The following is a 20,517-nucleotide window of genomic DNA, read 5'->3' as shown; positions in this document are numbered from 1 at the left end:
TCAGAGGGCTTGAGGATGAAGGCGTTGCCGGTAGCGATCGCCATCGGAGCCATCCACAGCGGCACCATCACCGGGAAATTGAAGGGCGTGATGCCGGCCACCACGCCCAGCGGCTCCCGGAAGGAGAACACGTCGATGCCGGTGGAAACCTGGTCCGAATAGTCACCCTTGAGCAGCTGCGGGATACCGCAGGCGAACTCGATGACCTCCAGGCCGCGGCCGATTTCGCCCTTCGCATCGGAGAGGACCTTGCCGTGTTCGGCCGTGATCAGCTCTGCGAGTTCGTCGATGTGGGACGCGACCAGTTCCCGGAACTTGAACAGCACCGCGGTGCGCTTCGCCAGGGAAATGTCGCCCCAACTGTCAGCGGCGGCGCGGGCGGCCGCAACGGTGTTGTCCAGGTCGGCCCGGTTGGCGAGCCGAAGCTCGCCCGTGACGGCTCCGGTGGCCGGATTGTAGACGGGCTGGGTGCGGTCACCTTCGCCGGCGGTCTCGGCGCCGTTGATGAAGTGGCTGATCGTTGCGGTGTCAGAAGTGGTGGTCGTCATTGGGCGCTTCCTGGAGTGATCAAACTGAAGTGGTCGAAAGGTGCAGTTGTTCGCGATGGCGCTCAGCCCAGCAGCTTGCGCTGGCGGCTCTTGTGGTCGGTGTAGGTCTGGTAGGCCTGCCGGGTCGATTCGAGGTCCGAGACCTGGGAGACGGGGACGTCCCACCATGATTCGGAGCTCGGGGCATCCAGCAGCGGGTCGGATTCGACGTGGATGAGGATCGGTCCTCCGCGTTCCGGTGCTGCCTTGGCGTCACGGATGGCCTGCTCGAGTTCGGCGATGACCTTTTCCCCCGGTTCAATCCGGATCACCTTCACGCCCAGGCTTTCGGCGTTGGTGGCCAGATCCACGGGAAGGGTTTCGCCGTCGTCGAAGCTGTGCCGTTCCTCGTCCAGCACGCGGTACTGGGTGCCGAAGCGCTGTGAACCGAGTGATTCGGAGAGGGAGCCGATGGAGGCGAAGCCGTGGTTCTGGATCAGGACCACAATCAGCTTGATCCGTTCAGCGACGGCGGTGACCAGCTCAGTGTGCATCATCAGATACGAGCCGTCCCCCACCATCACGACGACGTCACGCCCTTTGCCTTCAGCGCCGCCGGCCGCGGCTTCCGCCAGCGCCGCGCGCTTGACGCCGAGGCCGCCCGGAATTTCGTAGCCCATGCAGGAGTAGGCATATTCCACGTGGTAGCCGAATGGATCGCGCACCCGCCACATCTTGTGCAGGTCACCGGGCAGCGAACCCGCGGCGCAAACAACGACGTCCTGCGCGTCCATGGCGCGGCTGGTGGCCCCGATGATTTCGTTTTGCGCGGGCAGCGGCGTGTTCCGGGTGCCGAAGGCCTCGTCCACGGTGGCGTCCCAGCGCTGCTTCTCGGCAGCGACCAGCTGTTCCAGGTCCGCGCCCACGCGGTAGCCGCCGAGGGCCTGGTTCAGCTTGACCAGGGCCTTCCGGGCGTCCGCGACGATGGGCAGCGTGGTGCCGTGCTTGTAGGCATCGATGGCGGCCACGTTGATGTTGATGAATTTCACGTCCGGGTTCTGGAACGCGGTCCGCGATGCGGTGGTGAAGTCCTCGTAGCGCGTGCCGATCCCTATGACCAGGTCCGCCTCGGCAGCGATGGCGTTGGCCGCCGTCGTGCCCGTGGAGCCGATGGCTCCCAGCGAGAACCTGTGGTCCCATGGCAGGACGCCAACACCGGCCTGGGTGTTGCCCACCGGGATTCCGGTCAGGTCCACGAACCTGGCCAGTTCGTCGTTGGCGTAGGCGTACAGGACGCCCCCGCCGGCGATGATCAGCGGGCGCTTCGCGGCGCGGATAGCTTCGGCGGCGCGGCGGATGTCCTCGTCGTCGGCGTCCGGGCGGCGGATCCGCCACTCGCGTTCGGCGAGGAATTCCTCCGGCACCTCGAACGCCTCGGCCTGGACGTCCTGCGGCAGCGAAATGGTCACCGCGCCGGTCTCGGCCGGGTCGGTCAGGACACGCAGGCCGTGGTGGAACGCGGAGAACAGCTGCTCGGGACGGGTGACGCGGTCGAAGAACTTGGACAGTGGCCGGAACGCATCGTTCACGGTGATGTCGTAGGCGTGGGGCTGCTCAAGCTGCTGCAGCACGGGGTCCGCGGCACGGGTCGCGAAGGTGTCGCTGGGGAGCAGCAGCACCGGCAGCCTGTTGGTGGTGGCGAGCGCCGCGCCCGTGAGCAGGTTCGAGGAGCCGGGGCCGATGGAGGTGCTGATGGCGAACGTCTGGCGGCGGCGGGTGTGCCGGGCGTAGCCCACTGCCTGGTGCGCCTGTGCCTGTTCGTTGCGGCCCTGGTAGTACGGCATGATCGCGGGGTCGGCGGCTTGGTACTGCTTCAGGGCCTGGCCCACGCCGGCAACATTGCCGTGGCCGAAGATGCCGAACGTTCCCGGGATGAGGCGCGCCCGGTAGTCCTCGGTGCCGATCCGGTCAACCGTGTACTGCTTGGAGAGGTACTCGACCACGGCCTGCGCCACGGTCATGCGGCGGGTTCCTGTTGCTGTTCTCGTCTCCATGGGAGGTTACTCCGATACTTCTGTGGTGTGGTTGAGGAGGGCGGCCGCCGCGGCGACGGCACCGGCAACATCGCCGTCCTGCGGGTACAGCAGGGTCCGTCCGACGGTAAGTCCCTGCACGCCGGGGAGCGCGAGGGCGGCTTCCCAGGTGGCGAAGACTTCCTCCTGCGTGCCCTCCGGATCCCCGCCCAGGAGCACCGTGGGCATGGTGGTGGCGGCCATGACGCGCTCCATCTCTGCCACGACGGGCAGCTTCATCCAGGTGTACGCGCTCGTGGAGCCCAGGCCTTCGGCGATCGCGATCGACTTGATCACGGCATCCGTGGAAAGGTCGTTGCGGACCCGTCCGTTCTCCCGGACAGACAGGAAGGGTTCCACCATGGCGATCAGCTTGCGCTCGGCGAGGGAATCAATTGCCTTGGCCGTCGCCTCCAGCAGCGAGACGGTGTCCGGGTCGCTGAGGCAGATCCGGGTGAGCATCTTTCCGCCGTCGGCGCCGAGGGCTTCCAGGGCGGCGGCGGTGTGGCCGGTGAAGCGGTCATCGAATTCGTTGACCAGGCCGGTGAGGCCGCCGCGGTTCATCGATCCGAAGAGCAGCTTGCCCTCCAGCGCACCGAGCAGCAGCAGGTCGTCCATGATGTCCGGCGAGGCGAGAACACCGTCCACGGCCGGGTTGGCCAGCGCGATCTGCAGCCGGTCCAGCAGCTGGCGGCGGTCCGCCATGGCCACCGGATCGCTGCCTACGGCGAGGGCCCCGCGGGCCGGGTGGTCGGCGGCGACGATGAAGTTCTGCCTGCCGGACTTGGGGCCGGGATGGCGGCGGCGTGCCTTGGCAGCGCGGGCAACCGCTCCCGGATCCTCGAGGCGGGTGGTGCTCAGATGCGCGTAGCGGCGGGGATCGTCGTCCACCGTAAGGGTGGCGGTGCCGGGGTTGAGGCTCACAGGGCCGCTCCTTCGTGGGTGAGTTGGCTGGAGTCCCGGCGGGGACCAGCATCGGGGACGAGGCGTCCGCGCTCGGCCAGCAGCGAGATGACCTCGTCCGGCGTCGGCATGGCGTCGGCGCAGGACAGGCGGGAGGCAACGATCGCGCCGGCTGCGTTGGCGTAGTCCAGGACCTGGGCAAGGGGCCAGCCGGAGAGCAGCCCGTGGCAGAAGGCTCCGCCGAAGGAGTCGCCGGCGCCGAGGCCGTTGACTGTCTCCACGGGAACCGGCGCGGAGACCACACGTTCGCTACGGGTCTTTGCCATCACACCTTCTGGGCCGAGTTTGACGACGGCGATTTCCACTCCGGCCGCGAGCAGGCGGTCAGCCTGCTCGTCCGGGGTGCCCTCGCCCACGGCAACGGCGCATTCCTTGTCGTTGCCGATGGCCACTGTGACATGCGGCAGGATCCTGGCCACCTGGGCGCGCGCTTCCTCTTCCGAGGCCCAGAACATGGGGCGGTAGTCCAGGTCCAGGACGGTGTACTGGCCCTCCTTCAGGCCGGCGCGGGGCCGGGCTTCATGTGCCTTGATGTGGGCTTCGCGGCTGGGTTCCTGGCACAGGCCCGTCACCGTGGACCAGAAGATCCCGGCATTCCTGATGGCCTCGAGGTCCAGCTCCTCGGCTGTGATCTGCAGGTCCGGTGCCGTGGGAATGCGTCCGTAGAAGTAGAGCGGGAAGTCTTCCGGCGGCTTGATCGCGCAGAACGTCACCGCCGTGGGCCATTCCTTCACCGGGGTGACGAAGGAGTCGTCCACGTGGAACTTGCGCAGCTCGCGGTGCAGGTAGTTTCCGAAGGCGTCATCGCCGGTCCGGGTGATCACTGCGGTGCGGCGGCCGTGGCGGGCCGCGGCAACAGCCACGTTGGACGGGGAGCCGCCGAGGTACTTGCCGAAGGACGTCACGTCCTCCAGGTCCACCCCAATATCGTTCGGGTAGATATCAACGCTGATGCGCCCGATCGTGAGCAGTTCGTGGGTCACGGTAATCTCGGACCTTTCTGTTTGAACTCTGTACCTAAGCAGCTGCCCAGCCTGGGCTCCGGTGCTTGCTAATCCCCGTGAGCGGGGCCACACCCCTACTTTGCCCTAGTTTGAATGTCCTGTCAAAGGTTTGTACTGACATATTTACAACCTGCATTTGATCGCGCGTCGCAGCCAGCGAAAGGCGCCGGGGCCCGGTTCACCCGGCCGCCGGGACCAGGCCTCCCGTCGAGCTATTTGTTAGGGACCGCAAGCTCTCCCGTGACGTACTGGGCCCGGCCAAATCCGAAGGACCAGTCCCCTGCAGTGTTTTCCACGTATCCGATGAACACATTCTCGCCCCCGATTCCAAGCTCCCCGAGCCTGGCGGCCACGGCCGCGAACAGAGACTGTTTGGCCTCCTGGCTCCGCCCGCCCTGGGTGAAGATCTGGATCATGACGACGTCCGGCGTGCGCTCGAAGCCGAGGCCGGCATCCTGCGCGAAGATCTGCCCCGCCGGATGCTCGGTGACAATGTGAAAGTAGTCGCGCTCCGGGATGTTGTATTCAGCCAGGATGGCGTCGTGGATTCCCCGGCTGAGCTGCTGCAGCTCCTGAGGCGTGCGGCCTTCATTGACGTCGATTCGAACGAGTGGCAACGGTGCTCCTTGGATAGTTTGTCCTGTCATACTATCAAAGTGGTCTAGTGAGGTACAACACCTCCCCCTGCGTGCAAAAGCACGACGCCGGGCGGTGACCTTCTGGGAGAAGGTGACCGCCCGGCGTCATGCGTGGGCGCCTGCCGGGATCCGCGGCTTCGGAAGTCCGTGACCGGCTTACCTGGCGAGCAGTTCCTCCAGCCGTTCGTAGCCGTCGCTCATGCCGCCTTCCATTCCGGACTGTGCCATGCCGTCCCGGGCCTCCTGCGTCGGATAGACGGAGTGCCCCCGCAGCCGGCAGCGGCCATTTCCGAGATCCTCGAAATTCATGAATTCGATGCTGACGACGTCCGGATAGCCGCTGAATTCGAAGGTCTGGATGGCGAACTCGTTCTCCCGAACGGTGTGGAAGATGCCGCTGAAGGCATACTTCGCGCCGTCCGGGCCGGTGTGGTTATAGAGGTAGCTGCCGCCGGAGCGGAAGTCGTAGTGATCGATTTCCACGTTGGTGCCGCGCGGCCCAAGCCACTGCGTGATGAGTTCAGGCTCCTTGTGTGCACGGAACACATCGGCGACGGGGAAATCAAACTCCCGCTCGAAGTCTATGAACGGGAGGCCGTCAGGAACGGTAAGTTTAAGCTCGTTGCTCATTTTCTCTCCTTGGAGCTGCTGCCGCCTGGGGCGGCCTGGGAGCGGAGCACGGCGTCGAGGCTGCGGAACTGCGCCTCGCGGACCAGCCGGTACTGGTCGATCCACGCGGTCAGCGCTTCGAGCCGTGCGGGGTTCAGGTGGACGGGCCGGCGCTGGGCATCGCGGGTGCGGGTGACCAGCTGTGCCTGCTCGAGTACCTGGATGTGCTTCGAGACCGCCTGCTTAGTGATCGCGAAGGGTTCAGCCAGTTCGTTGACAGTGGCGGGTCCCCTGCTAAGCCGGGAGATGAGGCGGCGGCGGACGGGATCGGACAGGGCCAGGAAGGCCAAGTCGAGGAGGTCGTCATCGTCCGTCGTGTCCACTGCCACTGCCTTAGAACTGGTGCAGATGTTCCTACTATTCAACCGTCTGGTTGATCAACCCTTAGGTTGTTAACAGCTTAAACCCCGCCGTGTCCGGGGACAAGGGGTTAAATGAAGAAACGCGGGGCCACTCTTGGACAATCCAGCTGGGATTGTCCGAGGTGGCCCCGCGTTGCTTTCGGGACTTATGTCCCGCGGGAACTACAGGGCTGCGTAAACTTCGCGCAGCAGCTTTGCGGTCTCGGACGGCGTCTTGCCGACCTTGACGCCGGCGGCCTCGAGTGCTTCCTTCTTGGCCTGGGCGGTCCCGGCGGAACCGGACACGATGGCGCCTGCGTGGCCCATGGTCTTGCCTTCAGGCGCGGTGAAGCCGGCCACGTAGCCGACAACCGGCTTGGTGACGTTGGCCTTGATGAAGTCCGCTGCGCGCTCTTCTGCGTCGCCGCCGATTTCGCCGATCATGACGATCGCCTTGGTCTCCGGGTCAGCCTCGAAAGCGGCCAGCGCATCGATGTGCGTGGTGCCGATGATGGGGTCGCCGCCGATGCCGATCGCGGTGGAGAAGCCAAGGTCGCGCAGTTCGTACATCATCTGGTAGGTCAGGGTGCCCGACTTGGAAACCAGGCCGATGGGGCCCTTGCCCGTGATGTTCGCCGGGGTGATGCCGACCAGGGCCTCACCCGGGGTGATGATGCCGGGGCAGTTCGGCCCGATGATGCGCGTGATCTGGTTGCCGTCGGCGTCCACCTTGGACTGGGCCAGTGCCCAGAATTCGGCGGAGTCCTGGACCGGAACGCCCTCGGTGATAACCACGACCAGGCCGATGCCTGCCTCGATGGCTTCAACGACGGCGTTCTTGGTGAATGCCGGCGGAACGAAGACGATGGAAACGTCGGCGCCGGTCTCGGCCATGGCTTCCTTCACGGTGCCAAAAACGGTGATCTCATTCTCGCCGTGCAGAACCGTGGTGCCGGCCTTGCGGGCGTTGACACCGCCAACGATGTTGGTGCCGGCCTTGAGCATGAGGGCGGTGTGCTTGGTGCCTTCGCCGCCCGTGATGCCCTGGACGATGACCTTGGAGTCCTTGTTCAGATAAATAGACATGTTTTCTTTCCTAGATCTCGACAGGCTCGATCAGCGGGCTGCGTTGGCGAGCTCGGCGGCCTTGTCGGCGCCCTCGTCCATGGTGGCGGCCAGGGTAACCAGCGGGTGGTTGGCCTCGGCCAGGATGCGGCGGCCTTCTTCAACGTTGTTGCCGTCGAGGCGGACAACCAGGGGCTTGTTGGCGGAGTGGCCCAGCTCAGCCAGCGCACCCACGATGCCCTTGGCAACGGCGTCACAGGCGGTGATGCCGCCGAAGACGTTCACGAACACAGACTTGACCTGCTCGTCGCCCAGGATGACGTCGAGGCCAGCGGCCATAACCTCGGCGGAAGCTCCACCGCCGATGTCCAGGAAGTTGGCGGGCTTGACGTTGCCATGGCTCTCGCCGGCGTAGGCGACGACGTCCAGGGTGGACATCACGAGGCCTGCACCGTTGCCGATGATGCCAACTTCGCCGTCGAGCTTGACGTAGTTGAGGTCCTGCGCCTTGGCCTTGGCTTCGAGCGGATCGGCAGCGTCCTTGTCCTCCAGCAGCGCGTGCTTGGCGTGGCGGAAGTCGGCGTTCTCGTCCAGGGTCACCTTGCCATCGAGGGCAACGATGTCACCGGCGCCGGTCTTGACGAGCGGGTTGACCTCGACGAGGGTGGCGTCTTCCTTCTTGAAGACGTCCCACAGCTTGAGGATGACGGCGGCGACTTTGCCGCGCAGCTCCTCAGCGAAACCGGCCTCGGCAACGATTTCGTCGGCCTTGGCCTGGTCGATGCCCACGGCGGGGTCGATGGCAACCTTGGCCAGCGCCTCGGGACGTTCGACGGCAAGCTGTTCGATTTCCATGCCGCCTTCAACCGAGCACATGGCCAGGTAGTTGCGGTTGGCCCGGTCCAGCAGAACGGAGAAGTAGTATTCCTCGGCGATATCCGCACCCTGGGCGATCATCACCTTGTTAACGGTGTGTCCCTTGATGTCCATGCCCAGGATGTTGGTGGAGTGCTCAAGCGCCTCGTCAGCGGACTTGGCAACCTTGACGCCGCCGGCTTTGCCGCGGCCACCGACCTTAACCTGCGCCTTTACGACAGTTACGCCGCCGATCTTCTCGGCAGCTGCCTTTGCTTCTTCAGGGGTGTGCGCCACGATGCCAGCAAGCACGGGTACACCGTGCGCCTCGAACATATCGCGCGCCTGATATTCAAACAGGTCCACGGTTTAGTGTCCTTCTACGTCGAAGTAGTTTCTGTACAGCCGGAAAGCACCACAGTTGTGGACCGGACTGCGGAATAAACGCGCCCTGCGGCAGGTCCGGAGACGAGCCACGCAGCGCAATGCTCCTCTGGGAACTCTAGTCCTTAATGGGGACAAGGCCTTTCCAGACTACCTGTTATGTGAGTAAGGACACTATTCTATGGACCGTAGAAAAACCGCAAGATTACGGGGTTTTTGGGGCTTCAGGCGATGCCGTGGAGGCCTTTTTGCCCCCACCCGGGATGATTTCGTAATGGTCCCGGCTGACGACGAACGCAACGCCGCCGGTGACGTTGCCGCAGGCCACCCCGGCGGCGTACGCAGAACACCTCAGGCCGTTGCGTTCGAGGTTGCCGCCCTCGGGGAGGACGGGAAGCGCGGCGATCACACCGTCCCTTGTTCCCTGGGGCCCAAAGGCGGATTCCATCGCGGTGACGCCGGACCGGCATTCCCCGTACCTGGCCCGGTCCGGTGTGAGCAGGGCGGCTCCGCCGAGGTAGCCCAGGCCCGTTCCGGTGCAGTTGTCCCTGATGTCCGCGGCTTCGGGCGCCGGATACACCGCCAACTCGCAGTGCGCCACGGGAACCGTGTCCAGCTTCCTGTTGGCGGAATCACCGAAGTTGTTCGGTTCGTAGGGCAGGTTCAGGTGTGCGCCGCGGGCGGAGGTCAGGGCGCAAACGACGTTCCGGTCTGCCGTGACAAAGGCCAGCACATCATCAGCGGTCCGGAAAGCGGCGGGGTTCGTTAGCGGAGCCTGCCTGAGCTGTTCGAGGGCTGGCAACGGCGGCGGCGGGGTGTACCCGGGATCCGGCACGGTGACGGAACAGCCCGTGCCGGCCAGCACGGCGAGGACCGCAACCGCGGCAGACACCACCGGCCTTCGCACCGCCATGGTCAGGCGTCGAGCTTGGTCAGCGGCGCGTAGCGCAGCAGCAGTCGCTTCTCGCCGACGTCGAACTTCACCTTCGCCACCGTTTTATCCCCCGCACCTTCCACCGCCAGCACCGTGCCGTTGCCGAAGCTGGTGTGATTGACCTTGTCCCCCACACTGACCGCAATGACCTCTTTTTGCGGCTGCACCCGGTTTTTCGCGACGGCGGCGGGAACGTCAGCGTTGAAGCCCACCGAGGAGTCCGCCTTCCCGCCCCGGGCCGTCCCTGCGCCCCAGAAGGATCCGCCGTAGCGGCTGGAGCCGATCGAGGCGCCGCTCCCCCAGCCGCCTGCCTGCCTGCTGGTGCCCTCACGCTTCCATTCGACGAGGTCCGAGGGGATTTCTTCGAGGAACTGGCTGGCGGGGTTGTACTGGCTCTGCCCCCACATGCTGCGGACTTCGGAGCGGGTGACGTACAGCCGCTTCCGGGCACGGGTCAGCCCCACATAGGCAAGGCGTCGTTCCTCTGCCAGTTCCTTCGGGTCCGTGGCCGAGCGCTGATGCGGAAAGAGCCCGTGCTCCATGCCGGTGAGGAACACCACGGGGAACTCGAGGCCCTTGGCCGTGTGCAGCGTCATGAGCGTGACAACGCCCAAGCGCTTGGCCTCGGCTACGGCGGCGTCGATATCCGCCCCCGGCGCGTCCGGAATCTGATCGGCGTCCGCCACGAGGGATACCTGTTCCAGGAAGGCTTCGAGGGACCCTTCGGGGTTGTCCTGTTCGTACTCACGCACGACGGCGACGAGCTCGGCCAGGTTCTCTACCCGGGACTCGTCCTGCGGGTCGGTGCTGGACCGCAGGGTTGCCAGGTACCCGGTCTGTTCCAGCACTGCCTCCAGGGCAGCAGCTGCGCCGGACCCGGCCGCGACCTCGGCCAGATCATCGAGCAGCTTCACGAAGCCCAGCACCGCATTGACCGAGCGCGTGGCCATGCCCGGGGCTTGGTCGGCGCGGCGGGCTGCGGCCATGAAGGACGTGCGTTCACGTTCTGCCAAGGCGGCCACGGCGCCCTCGGCGCGGTCGCCGATGCCGCGTTTCGGTTCGTTCAAGACGCGGCGGAGGTTGACGTCGTCATCAGGGTTGACCAGCACGCGCAGGTAGGCCAGCGCGTCCTTGATTTCCTTGCGCTCGTAGAACCGCGTGCCGCCCACCACCTTGTATGGCAGCCCGACCCGCACCAGGACGTCCTCGATGGAACGTGACTGCGCGTTGGTCCGGTAGAAGATGGCGACGTCACCGGGACGGAGGTTGTCCTCGTCCTGCAGCCGGTCGATTTCCTTGGCGATGAACTGTGCTTCGTCGTGTTCGTTTTCGCCAACGTAGCCGATGATCTTGTGGCCCTCGCCCTCCGCGGTCCACAGCCGCTTCTCGGGCCGGTTCGGGTTGCGCGAAATGACGGAGTTGGCCGCAGTCAGGATGTTCTGGGTGGAGCGGTAGTTCTGTTCGAGCTTGATGGTGCGGGCGTCCGGATAGTCCTTTTCGAACTCCACGATGTTGCGGATGTCCGCGCCGCGGAAGGCGTAGATGGACTGGTCGGAATCGCCCACGACAGTGAGTTCCGCGGCGTCCGGTCCCTCGCCCACGATTTCCCGGACCAGGGCGTACTGGGCGTGGTTGGTGTCCTGGTACTCGTCCACGAGGACGTGCCGGAACCGCCGCCGGTAGGAATCGGCGAGCGCCGGGAAGGCACGGAACATGTAGACGGTCTCGGCGATGAGGTCGTCGAAGTCCATGGCGTTCGCCTGGCGCAGGCGCTGGGTGTAGCCCTTGAAGACCTCGGCAACGGCCTGTTCGAAGGGATCGTTGTAGCTCGCCGAGGACGCATAGGAATCGGCGTCGATCAGTTCATTCTTGAGCGCGGAGATCTTGTGCTGGATGGCCTTGGGCGCGAACTTCTTGGGATCCAGGTCCAGGTTCTTGGCCACGAGCGTAATGAGCCTGAGGGAATCCGCGGAATCGTAGATGGAGAAGTTGGATTTCAGGCCGACGTTGGCTGCTTCGCGGCGCAGGATCCGGACGCAGGACGAGTGGAACGTGGAGATCCACATGGTCTTGGCCCGGCCACCGACGAGCGCCTCGATGCGTTCCCGCATTTCTGCGGCGGCCTTGTTGGTGAACGTGATGGCCAGAATCTCGCCGTGGTGGGCGCGGCGGGTGGCGATCAGGTAGGCGATCCGTTTACTGAGAACGCGCGTCTTGCCCGAGCCAGCACCGGCCACAATCAGCAGCGCGCTGCCGGCGTGTTTGACAGCCTCTTCCTGCTGCGGGTTCAGCCCCTGCAGCAAGGCGCCGGCGTCCGGCAGCTTGGGCCGTGTCCAGGTGCTGGTCTCACCACCCCCGGCCGCTTCAGGCTGATGCGGTTCCTTCGGGCCATGGCCCCCGCCGCCAAATTCGGCCGGCGCCAGACCGGGTTCGGGGCGCGACTTGGTCAGGGCGGCCGCGTGGGTGCCGGCTTTGAAAGGTCCGTCAGCGTACGGGTCAAACAACATATCCATGGTGACTACAAGTCTAGGCGGTGGGGCTGACACTGGATTCCGCCCCTGTGGATAACTCCGGACTTCCCTCCCGGAGACGGACTTCCCTCCCGGAGAGCAATGACAAGCCTAGTCCACGGAGCCTGACTCGAGGGCGGCGCGCAACTGATGCACCGCCGTCGTGCCCCCTGCCATGAACCATTCCAGGCCGTTCACGTAGACGCTGCCGACGGCGCCGCCGGCGGCAAGGACGATCGCTTTCCCTGGAAGCCAGTCCCACTCGGGGCAGCTGTGCTGGAACCAGCAGCCGAGCTCCCCGTCGGCCACACGCCCCAGGTCGCAGGAGCCGGAGCCGAGCATGCGCAGCGTGGCGGCTGACGTGGCCGCCGCATGCCAAGGCATGGCGCACATGGGGTCCGCGAGCCAGCGGGGATGGATGTAGGTGGCGGCGCCAATGTCGGCGAGAGGGGACGCGCTGCGGCCTGCGCCGTCGGCCTTGAAAGTGGTGACAACGTCGCCGTTGAGGGTGGCCGGGCGGTTCGCGCCACCCAGCCAGAGCTTGTCCTCTTCCGGCTGGAAGATGGCCCCGAGCAGCACATCCGATTCGTCCTTGAGGGCAATCGCGGAGCACCAGTATGTGGAACCGTGCAGGAAGTTGTAGGTTCCGTCCACGGGATCGATGACCCAGGTGCGGCCGCTGCTTCCGCGGACGGCCGCGCCCTCCTCGCCCAGGACCCCGTCCTCGGGGCGGCAGCGCTGCAGTTGTTCCAGCACGTAGGCCTCCGCCGCATGGTCTGCCGCTGTGACGATGTCCGAAACCGAGGTCTTGCGCTGGGAGTCCAGACCGCCCTGCCGCATCATCAGGGCCAGCATCCCGGCTTCCCGGACCAGCGCGGACGCCAGCTCAAAGTCGTCGAGGCCGGGGCTCAGGTTGGCCGCGCTGTGCTTACCCAATTTGTGTCTTCCAAGTTCGGTCACGCCCCCAGCCTATCGGCGGGCGGCCCCAGGACCACAACGGCCTAAGGAGGACAACGGCCTCAGGCGATAATGGAGGCATGGCCAAGACACCTGCACAGCGGATCAAGAAGCACGGCGCGAAGGCGGTGGTCCCGCAGCACGACCTGCCGCCGGTAATCAATCCCACCACAGACCGCACTCCGCAGAAGGCCCAGAGCAATGGCAACCTCATCGTCGTTGCGGGTGTCGTGGCCAGCCTTTTCCTGTTCTGGTACCTCCATTTGCTGACGCTGAACCAGCTCACCCAGCTTTCCCGGGGCCTGCCGATGCCCGATTCCCTCATCGGCGGCTTTGATCCGGGCTTCGTGGGGGAACTGCGCCGCGTTCTGAGCGGCGACGCCATCGGCCAGCTCAACTACCTCCATAAGACCGCAGGCACGCTCTTCCCGCTGATCTTCGGCTTCACCTGGCTCATCCTGATTGGCACCAACGTGACGCGGAAACCGCTGCGCTGGGCGCTGTGGTCCCTGCCGCTGCTGTTCGTGGTTACGCGGCTGTGGGGGAACGTGGCCATCGACGCCATGGTGTCTGCTCCCACGCTCGACGCCGGACAGGTCGCCCTGGCGTCCTTCCTTACCGTTGCGGGCTGGGTGTTGCTGGTGCTGAGCCTGCTTGCCGGCGCGGCCGCAGTCTTTTTGGGGCGTCGCCGATCAAAGCGGGCTCTGCAGGCCAGTCCCCCGGCTAGCCCGTAAGGCAGCCCAAAACGGACTCGGGGACTAGGCCGCGCGCGCCCTGGTTGCCTTGCGGACGGCGCGTTCGTGGTGGACGCGCTGGGCGACGACGAGGCCGGCAGCAGCCAGGCCGACCGTAATCGGATAGCCCATCAGCCGCTCCAACGTCCCGGGTTCCGGCACCTTCATGCCCGTCACCCCGCCCGTGACCAGAGCGCTGAGGGACACGATGCCGCACGCGAGGATGAACCGGCCCAGCGGCGTCTGCCCCAGCCACAGGCCGCCCAGCAGCAGCAACGCAAAGGACCCGGCGGTGAAGTACATGACGGCACCCGCAAAGTGCCAGCCCGAGCCCACGTCTTCGGGCACCAGCCCCACGATGATGGTTCCGGCGCCGGCCGTTCCGGTGAAGACGCGCGTGCCAACGGCCGCGAACCACGGCACCTCGCCGCTGTGGCTCGCCGCCACCGGCGCTCCCGGCCGGGCGGCGATCCGCAACAGCGCCGAACTCAGCAGCAGGGCACCGAGCAGCATTCCCAGGCCCTGGACCACAAAAGAGGCGTTCATCAGCGGGTGCAGCGGCGAGCAGACGCTGCGTCCGTCAAAAACGCCGCAGTGAACAGCGCCGAGGTCGCTGATGAACCCGGTCCGGCGGTCGTAGGGTTCGGGGCCTGCCCAGGCCCCGATCACGGCCGCCTCCGCCACGAAATACTGCACCACGCTGAGTACGGCCCAGGCCCCGATGTACTGTCTCGTGGAGGTGGTATCGGGCAGGAATGTTGCCCGGGCGGAAGGTGCTTGTGCTGCGGCGGCCATGCCAAGAGCGTAGTACGCGTCGACACCTTGTATGCTTGTAAGCGTGTCCGAACGGGCCGGCCGAGGCCGGCCGCGGCGGACGCCCGCCCTCGTAGCTCAGTGGATAGAGCACGGCTCTCCTAAAGCCGGTGTCGTTGGTTCGATTCCAATCGAGGGCACTTGAATCTGCAGCCGTATTCCGGGCTCCGCGCCTACCTGCTGGGCATCTCCCGCGCAGGCAGCTCCCGGGCAGGGGCGTCCGGTGGACGCTGGTCCGTGGAACGGGCTCTTTTTGACCGCACGGCGGGCACCCGCGGAACCTTTGCCGGCGTCGTAATTTTTACCGAAACAGACGACGACGGCGGGCTGCGCTTCCAGGAGGAAGGCACCGTGTGCTGGCCTGCTTCGGGGGGCGGGACCTTTACCGGCCCGGCGATGCGGGAATACCTCCTTAGGCCCACGGGCTCGGCCGATGCCCTGGATATGACCTTTCCCGACGGCCGCCCGTTCCACCGAATGAGCTTCGCCGCGGACGCCAGCCAAGACCGCCACTGGTGCGATCCCGACACCTACCGCGTCAGATACTCCCTGCTCGGCCCGGACTCATTCAGCTATGTCTGGAACGTCACGGGCCCCCACAAGGACCTGCTGCTGGAATCCGTGCTCCGCCGCGAGCCTGCGTCGCATGCTGCTAAACAGTTAGGCTCGTAGGCGTGAATCCCCGCATCATTGTCTCCGCCGTCTGCGTCTATGACGCCGCCGGACGGCTCCTGACCGTCCGCAAGCGCGGCACGGACAAGTTCATGCATCCCGGAGGGAAACCCGAGCCCGGCGAAACCGCCGTGCAGGCCGCAGCCCGGGAGCTCGAGGAAGAAGTGGGGATCGTTGTTGACCCGCGGGAGCTGGAGCTGATGGGCGTGTGGCTCGCGGATGCGGCCAATGAGGAAGCAACGGAAATCGAGGCAACGGTGTTCAGGGTGCCCGGCACCTGGATTGCCCATCCCTCGGCCGAGATCGCAGAAATCCGCTGGCTGGACCTGGCGGCGGAGCTTCCCGCCGACCTCGCGCCCCTGCTCACGGACCACATCCTGCCGGCGCTGGCCGCAACGGACGCCCGGGGCACCGCCCGCACCTGACATCCTCCGCCTGATACCCCTCCCTGGCGTCACGGGCTCATATATCAGGCGTGCCGTCAACCTTTCACTGCCTCTACCTGCCGCCCAAGGTTTTCCCAACCTGCCCGGCCTAGCCTTCGTGTTGTCGTGGGGGGCTGAAGCCAGACGGAGGCGCACATGTTTCGAGTTGTATCCGCAGTGACGGCCGCATTCCTGCTGATCACGGGCTACGTGGCGGTGGTTCCGCACGACGACGCCTCCAGCGCGCCACCCGGGCCACATGAGCACATCCCCGTGCTGTCTGCCGACGGGATGGAGCCACCTCCGCCTTCAATGCAACGGGCCGGGTGGACGGTGTCGGCCAGCGATGAAGAGGTTTCCGGCGGGAACGGCGGGGCCGCCAACGTTCTGGACGGGAACGCCGAGACGTTCTGGCAGAGCAAGGGAACTGCCGCGCCTGCAGTCCCTTTGCCTCACGCCATCACGATCGACACCAAGGTGACGCAAAACATCACGGGGTTGCGCTACCTGCCGCGTCCTGACGTCGAGAACGGGCGCATCGGCAGCTTCGAGATTCTGGTGAGCACCAACGGCACCACATGGGGTACGCCCGTGGCGCACGGGACCTGGGCGGACAGCAGTGCCGAAAAAACCGCCACGTTTGCGGCAGTCACGGCACGTTATGTCCAGCTACGGGCCATCAGCGAGGCCGGCAACCGCGGATCGTGGAGCAGCGCCTCGGAGATCAACCTGATCGGCCAAAGCGGCGGCGGCATGATGACCACCATGGCCGTGAACGGGGCGCAGGGAACCTGGGGTCCCACCATCAACTTCCCGATTGTCCCGGTCGCAGCAGCCCTGCTGCCTGGCAACAAGCTGCTCACCTGGTCCGCCTACTCCCCCACAACATTCGGTGGCGCCAGCGGCTACACCCAGACATCCACCATGAACCTCACCACCGGCGCGGTGACCCGGACCGAGGTGGCCAACACCGCTCACGACATGTTCTGCCCCGGGACGTCGATGCTGCCGGACGGGCGGATCATGATCAGCGGCGGCAGCAACAGCACGAAAACCACCCTCTACAACCCTGCGACGAACACCTGGACCAGGGGACCGGCCATGACGATAGGCCGCGGATACCAGTCCAACGTGACCACGTCCACCGGTGAGGTGTTCAGCATCGGCGGGTCCTGGTCAGGCGGCGCTGTGGGCAACAGGCACGGCGAGGTATGGTCCGAGGCCGGCGGCTGGCGCGCGCTGACAAATGTGCCGGTAGACCCCATCCTGACCAGCGATCCCGATGGCGAATTCCGTTCCGACAACCATGCCTGGTTGTTTGCCGCCCCTGGCGGCCGAGTGTTCCACGCCGGGCCGAGCCGCCAGATGAACTGGATCTCCACCACAGGCACCGGCAGCATCACCTCGGCCGGCTTGCGGTCCGACAGCCCGGACGCCATGAACGGCGACGCCGTGATGTACGACATCGGAAAGATTCTCACCGTGGGCGGGGCGACCGCCTACTCCGGCGCCCCTGCCACGGCGCGGGCGTACACCATCGACATCAACAACGGAGCCACCGTAGCCCGGACCGCGGACATGGCCGTCAGCCGGTCCTTCGCGAACGGGGTCGCGCTGCCCGATGGCAAGGTGCTCGTGGTCGGCGGTCAGGCCACTCCTCGTCCCTGGACCGACACGGATGCCAGGATGGCTCCGGAAATCTGGAACCCGGCGACCGGACTGTGGGCCACGATGGCTCCGATGGCCATTCCCCGGACGTATCACAGCGTGGCCCTGCTGCTCCCGGATGCCCGGGTGTTCGTCGGCGGCGGCGGGCTGTGCGAGGGGGACTGCACCACCAACCACCTGGACGGAGAGATCTTCACCCCGCCCTACCTGCTGAACGCCGACGGCAGCGCCCGCGTCCGGCCGAGGATTGTGACTGCACCAACGTTCGCCTCGCCCGGCAGCACGATTGCCGTGACCACCGGGGCCCCGACCACCAAGTTCTCCCTGATGCGGATGAGCACGGTGACCCACACCGTGAACACCGACCAGCGGCGGATACCGTTGACCGCAACCGCGGTCTCGGGTAATACCGCGTCGCTGAGATTGCCGTCGGATCGCGGCGTGCTGGTGCCGGGCAACTACATGCTCTTTGCACTGGACGCCAACGGGGTGCCCAGCGTCGCCTCGACCATCAACATCGGTACCACGCCACCTGCCCCCTCCGGGCCGAGCATCGCCAGCGCCGCTGATACCGTGGCGGCCGGAGCGGACGGCGTGCTGTGGAACTACCGGGCCACCGGCGCCGGCGGTATCCAGCCGCGGCAAATGATCGGCAGCGGCTGGGCCGGCCTGGCCAAGGGGTACGTGATCGACTGGAACAGCGACGGCGTCTACGACATCGTCGCCCAGTGGAAGGACGGGCGGCTGAATTACTACCTTGGAAAGCATGGTGGAGGATTCGCTCCGGCCCAATCCCTCGGCGGAGGATGGGGCAGCTACCACGTGACGGTCGGCCGCTGGCGCACAGCCGACAAGTATCCTGGCATCCTTGCCTACGACGCGGCCGGAAGTCTCTGGTACTACGGCAACGGCACCGGAAAAACGTTGTCGCCGCGCACCTACCGCGGAGGCGGATGGCGGGGCCTCTACCTCACCATGGCTGACTTCGACCAGAACGGGACACAGGACCTCCTCGCCAAACGCAGTGACGGCAGCCTCCTGCTGTACCGCTCCAACGGAACCGGTGGCTTCGTCAACCAAACCAGGCCCGTGGTCGGCACAGGGTGGAACATCATCAACAGCATCACCAATGTGGCTGGATTCACTCCCGGAAGTAACGGACTCATTGCCCGGCTCACCGACGGCAGGCTGGCCCACTACCCCTACAGCAAGGGGACCTGGGGTACCCGAACCTTCATCAGCGGGGGCTGGGGCCCCTACAACATCTTCCGGTAACGGATGGCGGCCGTCAGCCGCAGCCTAACAACCGGGCAGGGCCCTGGAGACATTTCTCCGGGGCCCTGCCCATTTGTCTGCAACCGGCGATGCCTAAAGCTCCGGGACGGCTTCCTCAGCCACTGCGGCGGCCTCGGCGAACTGCGTCCGGTACAGCTCGGCGTAGCGGCCCTCGGCGGCGAGCAGCTCCGTATGGGTTCCGCGCTCCACGATTGAGCCGTCCTCCACCACCAGGATGACATCGGCGGCGCGGATCGTGGAGAGCCTGTGCGCGATCACGACGGCGGTGCGCCCCTCAAGTGCCGCACCTAGAGCCGCCTGCACGGCGGCTTCGTTGGTGGAGTCCAATGCCGCTGTGGCCTCGTCCAGGATGACGACGCGGGGCTGGGCGATCAGCAGCCGGGCGATGGTGAGGCGCTGGCGCTCCCCGCCCGAGAGCCGGTAGCCGCGCTCCCCCACCACCGTGTCCAGGCCGTCGGGAAGCGACCGGATCATGTACTCGAGCCGCGCCTGGCGCAGCACGTCCCACATCTCCTCCTCGGTGGCGCCTGGACGGGCCAGCCGCAGGTTGGAGGCAATGGATTCGTGGAACAGGTGACCGTCCTGCGTGACCATGCCGAGGGTGGCGCGCATAGAGGCGAAGGTCAGGTCGCGGACGTCCAGCCCTGTTCCGGAACCGCGGCCGCCGAGGCGCACGGCCCCGGAGTCGACGTCGTAAAGCCGTGACAGCAGCTGGGCGATGGTGGACTTACCCGCTCCCGAGGAGCCGACGAGCGCCACGGTCTGGCCGGGTTCCACCCGGAAGCTGATGCCGTGCAGCACCTCTTCGCCGCCGCGGGTGTCCAGGGTGGAAACCTCCTCCAGCGACGCCAGGGACACCTTGTCCGCCGAGGGGTAGGCAAACCGTACGTCGTCGAATTCGACGGCGACCGGCCCCGGCGGGACCTCCACGGCGTCGGGCTTTTCCTGGATAAGCGGCTTAAGGTCGAGGATCTCGAAGACGCGTTCAAAGCTGACCAGCGCGCTCATGATTTCCACGCGGGCGTTGGACAGCGCGGTGAGCGGGGCGTAAAGGCGGGTGAGCAGCAGCGCCAGCACCACGACGTCGCCCGCTGCGAGCTGGCCTTCGATCGCCAGCCAGCCGCCCAGGCCGTACACCAGGGCCAGGGCCAGCGCCGAAACCAGCGTCAGCGCCGTCACAAACGTGAACTGCAGCATCGCCGTCCGCACCCCGATGTCGCGGACGCGCCCCGCACGCAGCGCAAACTCACGCGACTCGTCCTCCGGGCGGCCGAAGAGCTTCACCAGCGTGGCACCCGGGGCCGAGAAACGCTCCGTCATCTGGGTGCCCATGGCCGCGTTGTGCTCGGCGGCTTCACGGCGCAGGTCCGCCAGCTTGGAGCCCATCCGCCGGGCGGGGATGAGGAAGATCGGCAGCAGGACCATGGCCAGCACGGTGACCAGCCACGAGGTGTTGAGCATGACCACGAGGGTCAGAATGAGCGCCACGACGTTGCTCACCACGCCGGACAGTGTTCCTGCGAACGCCGACTGGGCGCCGATGACGTCGTTGTTCAGCCTGCTGACGAGGGCGCCGGTGCGGGTCCTCGTGAAGAAGGCGATGGGCATTTTCTGCACGTGGTCGAACACCCGGGTACGGAGGTCAACGATCACCCCTTCGCCGATGGTGGAGGAGAGCCAGCGGCTCACCAAGCCCAGCGCGGCCTCGGCAACGGCCACCCCGGCGATCAGCGCGGCCAGGCGGATCACTTCACCGGTTCCGGCAGCGGCCACGATGGCGTCCACCACCTGGCCGGCAAGCACCGGCGTTGCCACCGCAAGGAAGGCCATGGCAATGGACACCACCACGAAGGCAATCAGCTTGCCCCGGTGCGGGCGCGCAAAGCCCATGACGCGTTTCAGCGTCTCCCGGGAAAACGGTTTGGAGCCGCTCTTGGCCCGGGTGATGTTGTGCAGCGAGCGCCAGGCGACGCCGTCCATGCTCATTGTC

General features: G+C 66.1%; 18 protein-coding genes and 1 tRNA gene. 5 read left to right on the top strand and 14 right to left on the bottom strand.

What is annotated here, in order from left to right; all coding sequences use genetic code 11:
- The 12 genes from ACIP90_RS19145 to ACIP90_RS19090 form a co-directional block, all read right to left on the bottom strand.
- The coding region (locus ACIP90_RS19145) for an aldehyde dehydrogenase family protein (RefSeq protein WP_400581241.1) at positions 1–548 on the bottom strand (548 nt) is incomplete at its 3' end.
- 62 nt (positions 549–610) lie between these two features.
- Positions 611–2,548, bottom strand: a complete 1,938-nt coding sequence (iolD, locus tag ACIP90_RS19140) for a 3D-(3,5/4)-trihydroxycyclohexane-1,2-dione acylhydrolase (decyclizing) (RefSeq protein ID WP_400581244.1) — start codon at positions 2,546–2,548, stop codon at positions 611–613.
- Positions 2,549–2,587: 39 nt separating this feature from the next.
- Positions 2,588–3,523, bottom strand: coding sequence for a deoxyribose-phosphate aldolase (locus tag ACIP90_RS19135; RefSeq protein WP_400581240.1), 936 nt, complete (start codon positions 3,521–3,523; stop codon positions 2,588–2,590).
- On the bottom strand, positions 3,520–4,545 hold the full coding sequence (iolC, locus tag ACIP90_RS19130) for a 5-dehydro-2-deoxygluconokinase (RefSeq protein ID WP_400581238.1): 1,026 nt from the start codon (positions 4,543–4,545) through the stop codon (positions 3,520–3,522). Before iolC ends, ACIP90_RS19135 begins: the two co-directional genes overlap by 4 nt.
- A 233-nt stretch (positions 4,546–4,778) precedes the next feature.
- Complete coding sequence (locus ACIP90_RS19125) at positions 4,779–5,183, bottom strand: tautomerase family protein (protein ID WP_400581236.1); 405 nt, start codon at positions 5,181–5,183, stop codon at positions 4,779–4,781.
- A 177-nt stretch (positions 5,184–5,360) separates the two neighbouring features.
- The gene (locus tag ACIP90_RS19120; RefSeq protein ID WP_400581235.1) at positions 5,361–5,834 is read right to left on the bottom strand and encodes an SRPBCC family protein; all 474 of its coding nucleotides are present in this window, start codon (positions 5,832–5,834) and stop codon (positions 5,361–5,363) included.
- Complete coding sequence (locus ACIP90_RS19115; RefSeq protein ID WP_400581233.1) at positions 5,831–6,196, bottom strand: ArsR/SmtB family transcription factor; 366 nt, start codon at positions 6,194–6,196, stop codon at positions 5,831–5,833. The genes ACIP90_RS19120 and ACIP90_RS19115 overlap by 4 nt, the downstream gene beginning before the upstream one ends.
- Positions 6,197–6,397: 201 nt before the next feature.
- A complete protein-coding gene (sucD, locus tag ACIP90_RS19110; RefSeq protein ID WP_400581231.1) occupies positions 6,398–7,300 on the bottom strand; it encodes a succinate--CoA ligase subunit alpha in 903 nt (300 codons plus the stop codon).
- 30 nt (positions 7,301–7,330) lie between these two features.
- Positions 7,331–8,500 carry an ADP-forming succinate--CoA ligase subunit beta gene (sucC, locus tag ACIP90_RS19105; RefSeq protein WP_400581229.1) on the bottom strand — a complete coding sequence of 390 codons (1,170 nt, stop codon included), beginning with the start codon at positions 8,498–8,500 and terminating at the stop codon, positions 7,331–7,333.
- Between the two features lie 223 nt (positions 8,501–8,723).
- On the bottom strand, positions 8,724–9,431 hold the full coding sequence (locus ACIP90_RS19100; protein WP_400581227.1) for a hypothetical protein: 708 nt from the start codon (positions 9,429–9,431) through the stop codon (positions 8,724–8,726).
- 2 nt (positions 9,432–9,433) lie between these two features.
- Positions 9,434–11,965, bottom strand: a complete 2,532-nt coding sequence (gene pcrA / locus ACIP90_RS19095; RefSeq protein WP_400581226.1) for a DNA helicase PcrA — start codon at positions 11,963–11,965, stop codon at positions 9,434–9,436.
- A 108-nt stretch (positions 11,966–12,073) separates the two neighbouring features.
- The gene (locus ACIP90_RS19090) at positions 12,074–12,922 is read right to left on the bottom strand and encodes an inositol monophosphatase family protein (protein ID WP_400581224.1); all 849 of its coding nucleotides are present in this window, start codon (positions 12,920–12,922) and stop codon (positions 12,074–12,076) included.
- 77 nt (positions 12,923–12,999) lie between these two features.
- Between ACIP90_RS19090 and ACIP90_RS19085 the strand changes: the two genes are divergently transcribed.
- Positions 13,000–13,653 (top strand): hypothetical protein, encoded by a 654-nt coding sequence (locus tag ACIP90_RS19085; protein ID WP_400581222.1) that lies wholly within the window; start codon positions 13,000–13,002, stop codon positions 13,651–13,653.
- A 24-nt stretch (positions 13,654–13,677) separates the two neighbouring features.
- On the opposite strand, the gene ACIP90_RS19080 is transcribed toward ACIP90_RS19085, so the two are convergent.
- The gene (locus ACIP90_RS19080; RefSeq protein WP_400581221.1) at positions 13,678–14,448 is read right to left on the bottom strand and encodes a hypothetical protein; all 771 of its coding nucleotides are present in this window, start codon (positions 14,446–14,448) and stop codon (positions 13,678–13,680) included.
- A gap of 85 nt (positions 14,449–14,533) precedes the next feature.
- Here ACIP90_RS19080 and ACIP90_RS19075 point away from each other — a divergent pair.
- From ACIP90_RS19075 to ACIP90_RS19060, 4 genes are all read left to right on the top strand, one after another.
- A tRNA-Arg gene (locus ACIP90_RS19075) sits at positions 14,534–14,606 on the top strand.
- 1 nt (position 14,607) lies between these two features.
- Complete coding sequence (locus tag ACIP90_RS19070) at positions 14,608–15,138, top strand: DUF6314 family protein (RefSeq protein ID WP_400581219.1); 531 nt, start codon at positions 14,608–14,610, stop codon at positions 15,136–15,138.
- Positions 15,139–15,140: 2 nt separating this feature from the next.
- The gene (locus ACIP90_RS19065; protein ID WP_400581217.1) at positions 15,141–15,563 is read left to right on the top strand and encodes an NUDIX domain-containing protein; all 423 of its coding nucleotides are present in this window, start codon (positions 15,141–15,143) and stop codon (positions 15,561–15,563) included.
- A gap of 156 nt (positions 15,564–15,719) precedes the next feature.
- On the top strand, positions 15,720–18,506 hold the full coding sequence (locus ACIP90_RS19060; protein WP_400581216.1) for a discoidin domain-containing protein: 2,787 nt from the start codon (positions 15,720–15,722) through the stop codon (positions 18,504–18,506).
- A gap of 93 nt (positions 18,507–18,599) precedes the next feature.
- On the opposite strand, the gene ACIP90_RS19055 is transcribed toward ACIP90_RS19060, so the two are convergent.
- On the bottom strand, positions 18,600–20,513 hold the full coding sequence (locus ACIP90_RS19055; protein WP_400581214.1) for an ABC transporter ATP-binding protein: 1,914 nt from the start codon (positions 20,511–20,513) through the stop codon (positions 18,600–18,602).
- Between the last annotated feature and the right edge of the window lie 4 nt (positions 20,514–20,517).

The sequence above is a fragment of the Arthrobacter sp. NPDC093139 genome (genome assembly GCF_044754165.1).
Classification (GTDB): Bacteria; Actinomycetota; Actinomycetes; order Actinomycetales; family Micrococcaceae; genus Arthrobacter.
Note: the sequence above shows the minus strand (reverse complement) of the source record. Positions and strands in the feature narration are given on the sequence as shown.

What these genes read in the sequence shown, in the direction of transcription:
- ACIP90_RS19060 (WP_400581216.1), top strand. Translation starts at nt 15,720, where the DNA reads ATGTTTCGAGTTGTATCCGCAGTGACGGCCGCATTCCTGCTGATCACG.
- pcrA (WP_400581226.1), bottom strand. Translation starts at nt 11,965, where the DNA reads ATGGATATGTTGTTTGACCCGTACGCTGACGGACCTTTCAAAGCCGGC.
- ACIP90_RS19100 (WP_400581227.1), bottom strand. Translation starts at nt 9,431, where the DNA reads ATGGCGGTGCGAAGGCCGGTGGTGTCTGCCGCGGTTGCGGTCCTCGCC.
- sucD (WP_400581231.1), bottom strand. Translation starts at nt 7,300, where the DNA reads ATGTCTATTTATCTGAACAAGGACTCCAAGGTCATCGTCCAGGGCATC.
- iolD (WP_400581244.1), bottom strand. Translation starts at nt 2,548, where the DNA reads ATGACCGTGGCGCAGGCCGTGGTCGAGTACCTCTCCAAGCAGTACACG.
- ACIP90_RS19080 (WP_400581221.1), bottom strand. Translation starts at nt 14,448, where the DNA reads ATGGCCGCCGCAGCACAAGCACCTTCCGCCCGGGCAACATTCCTGCCC.
- ACIP90_RS19055 (WP_400581214.1), bottom strand. Translation starts at nt 20,513, where the DNA reads ATGAGCATGGACGGCGTCGCCTGGCGCTCGCTGCACAACATCACCCGG.
- ACIP90_RS19120 (WP_400581235.1), bottom strand. Translation starts at nt 5,834, where the DNA reads ATGAGCAACGAGCTTAAACTTACCGTTCCTGACGGCCTCCCGTTCATA.
- ACIP90_RS19085 (WP_400581222.1), top strand. Translation starts at nt 13,000, where the DNA reads ATGGCCAAGACACCTGCACAGCGGATCAAGAAGCACGGCGCGAAGGCG.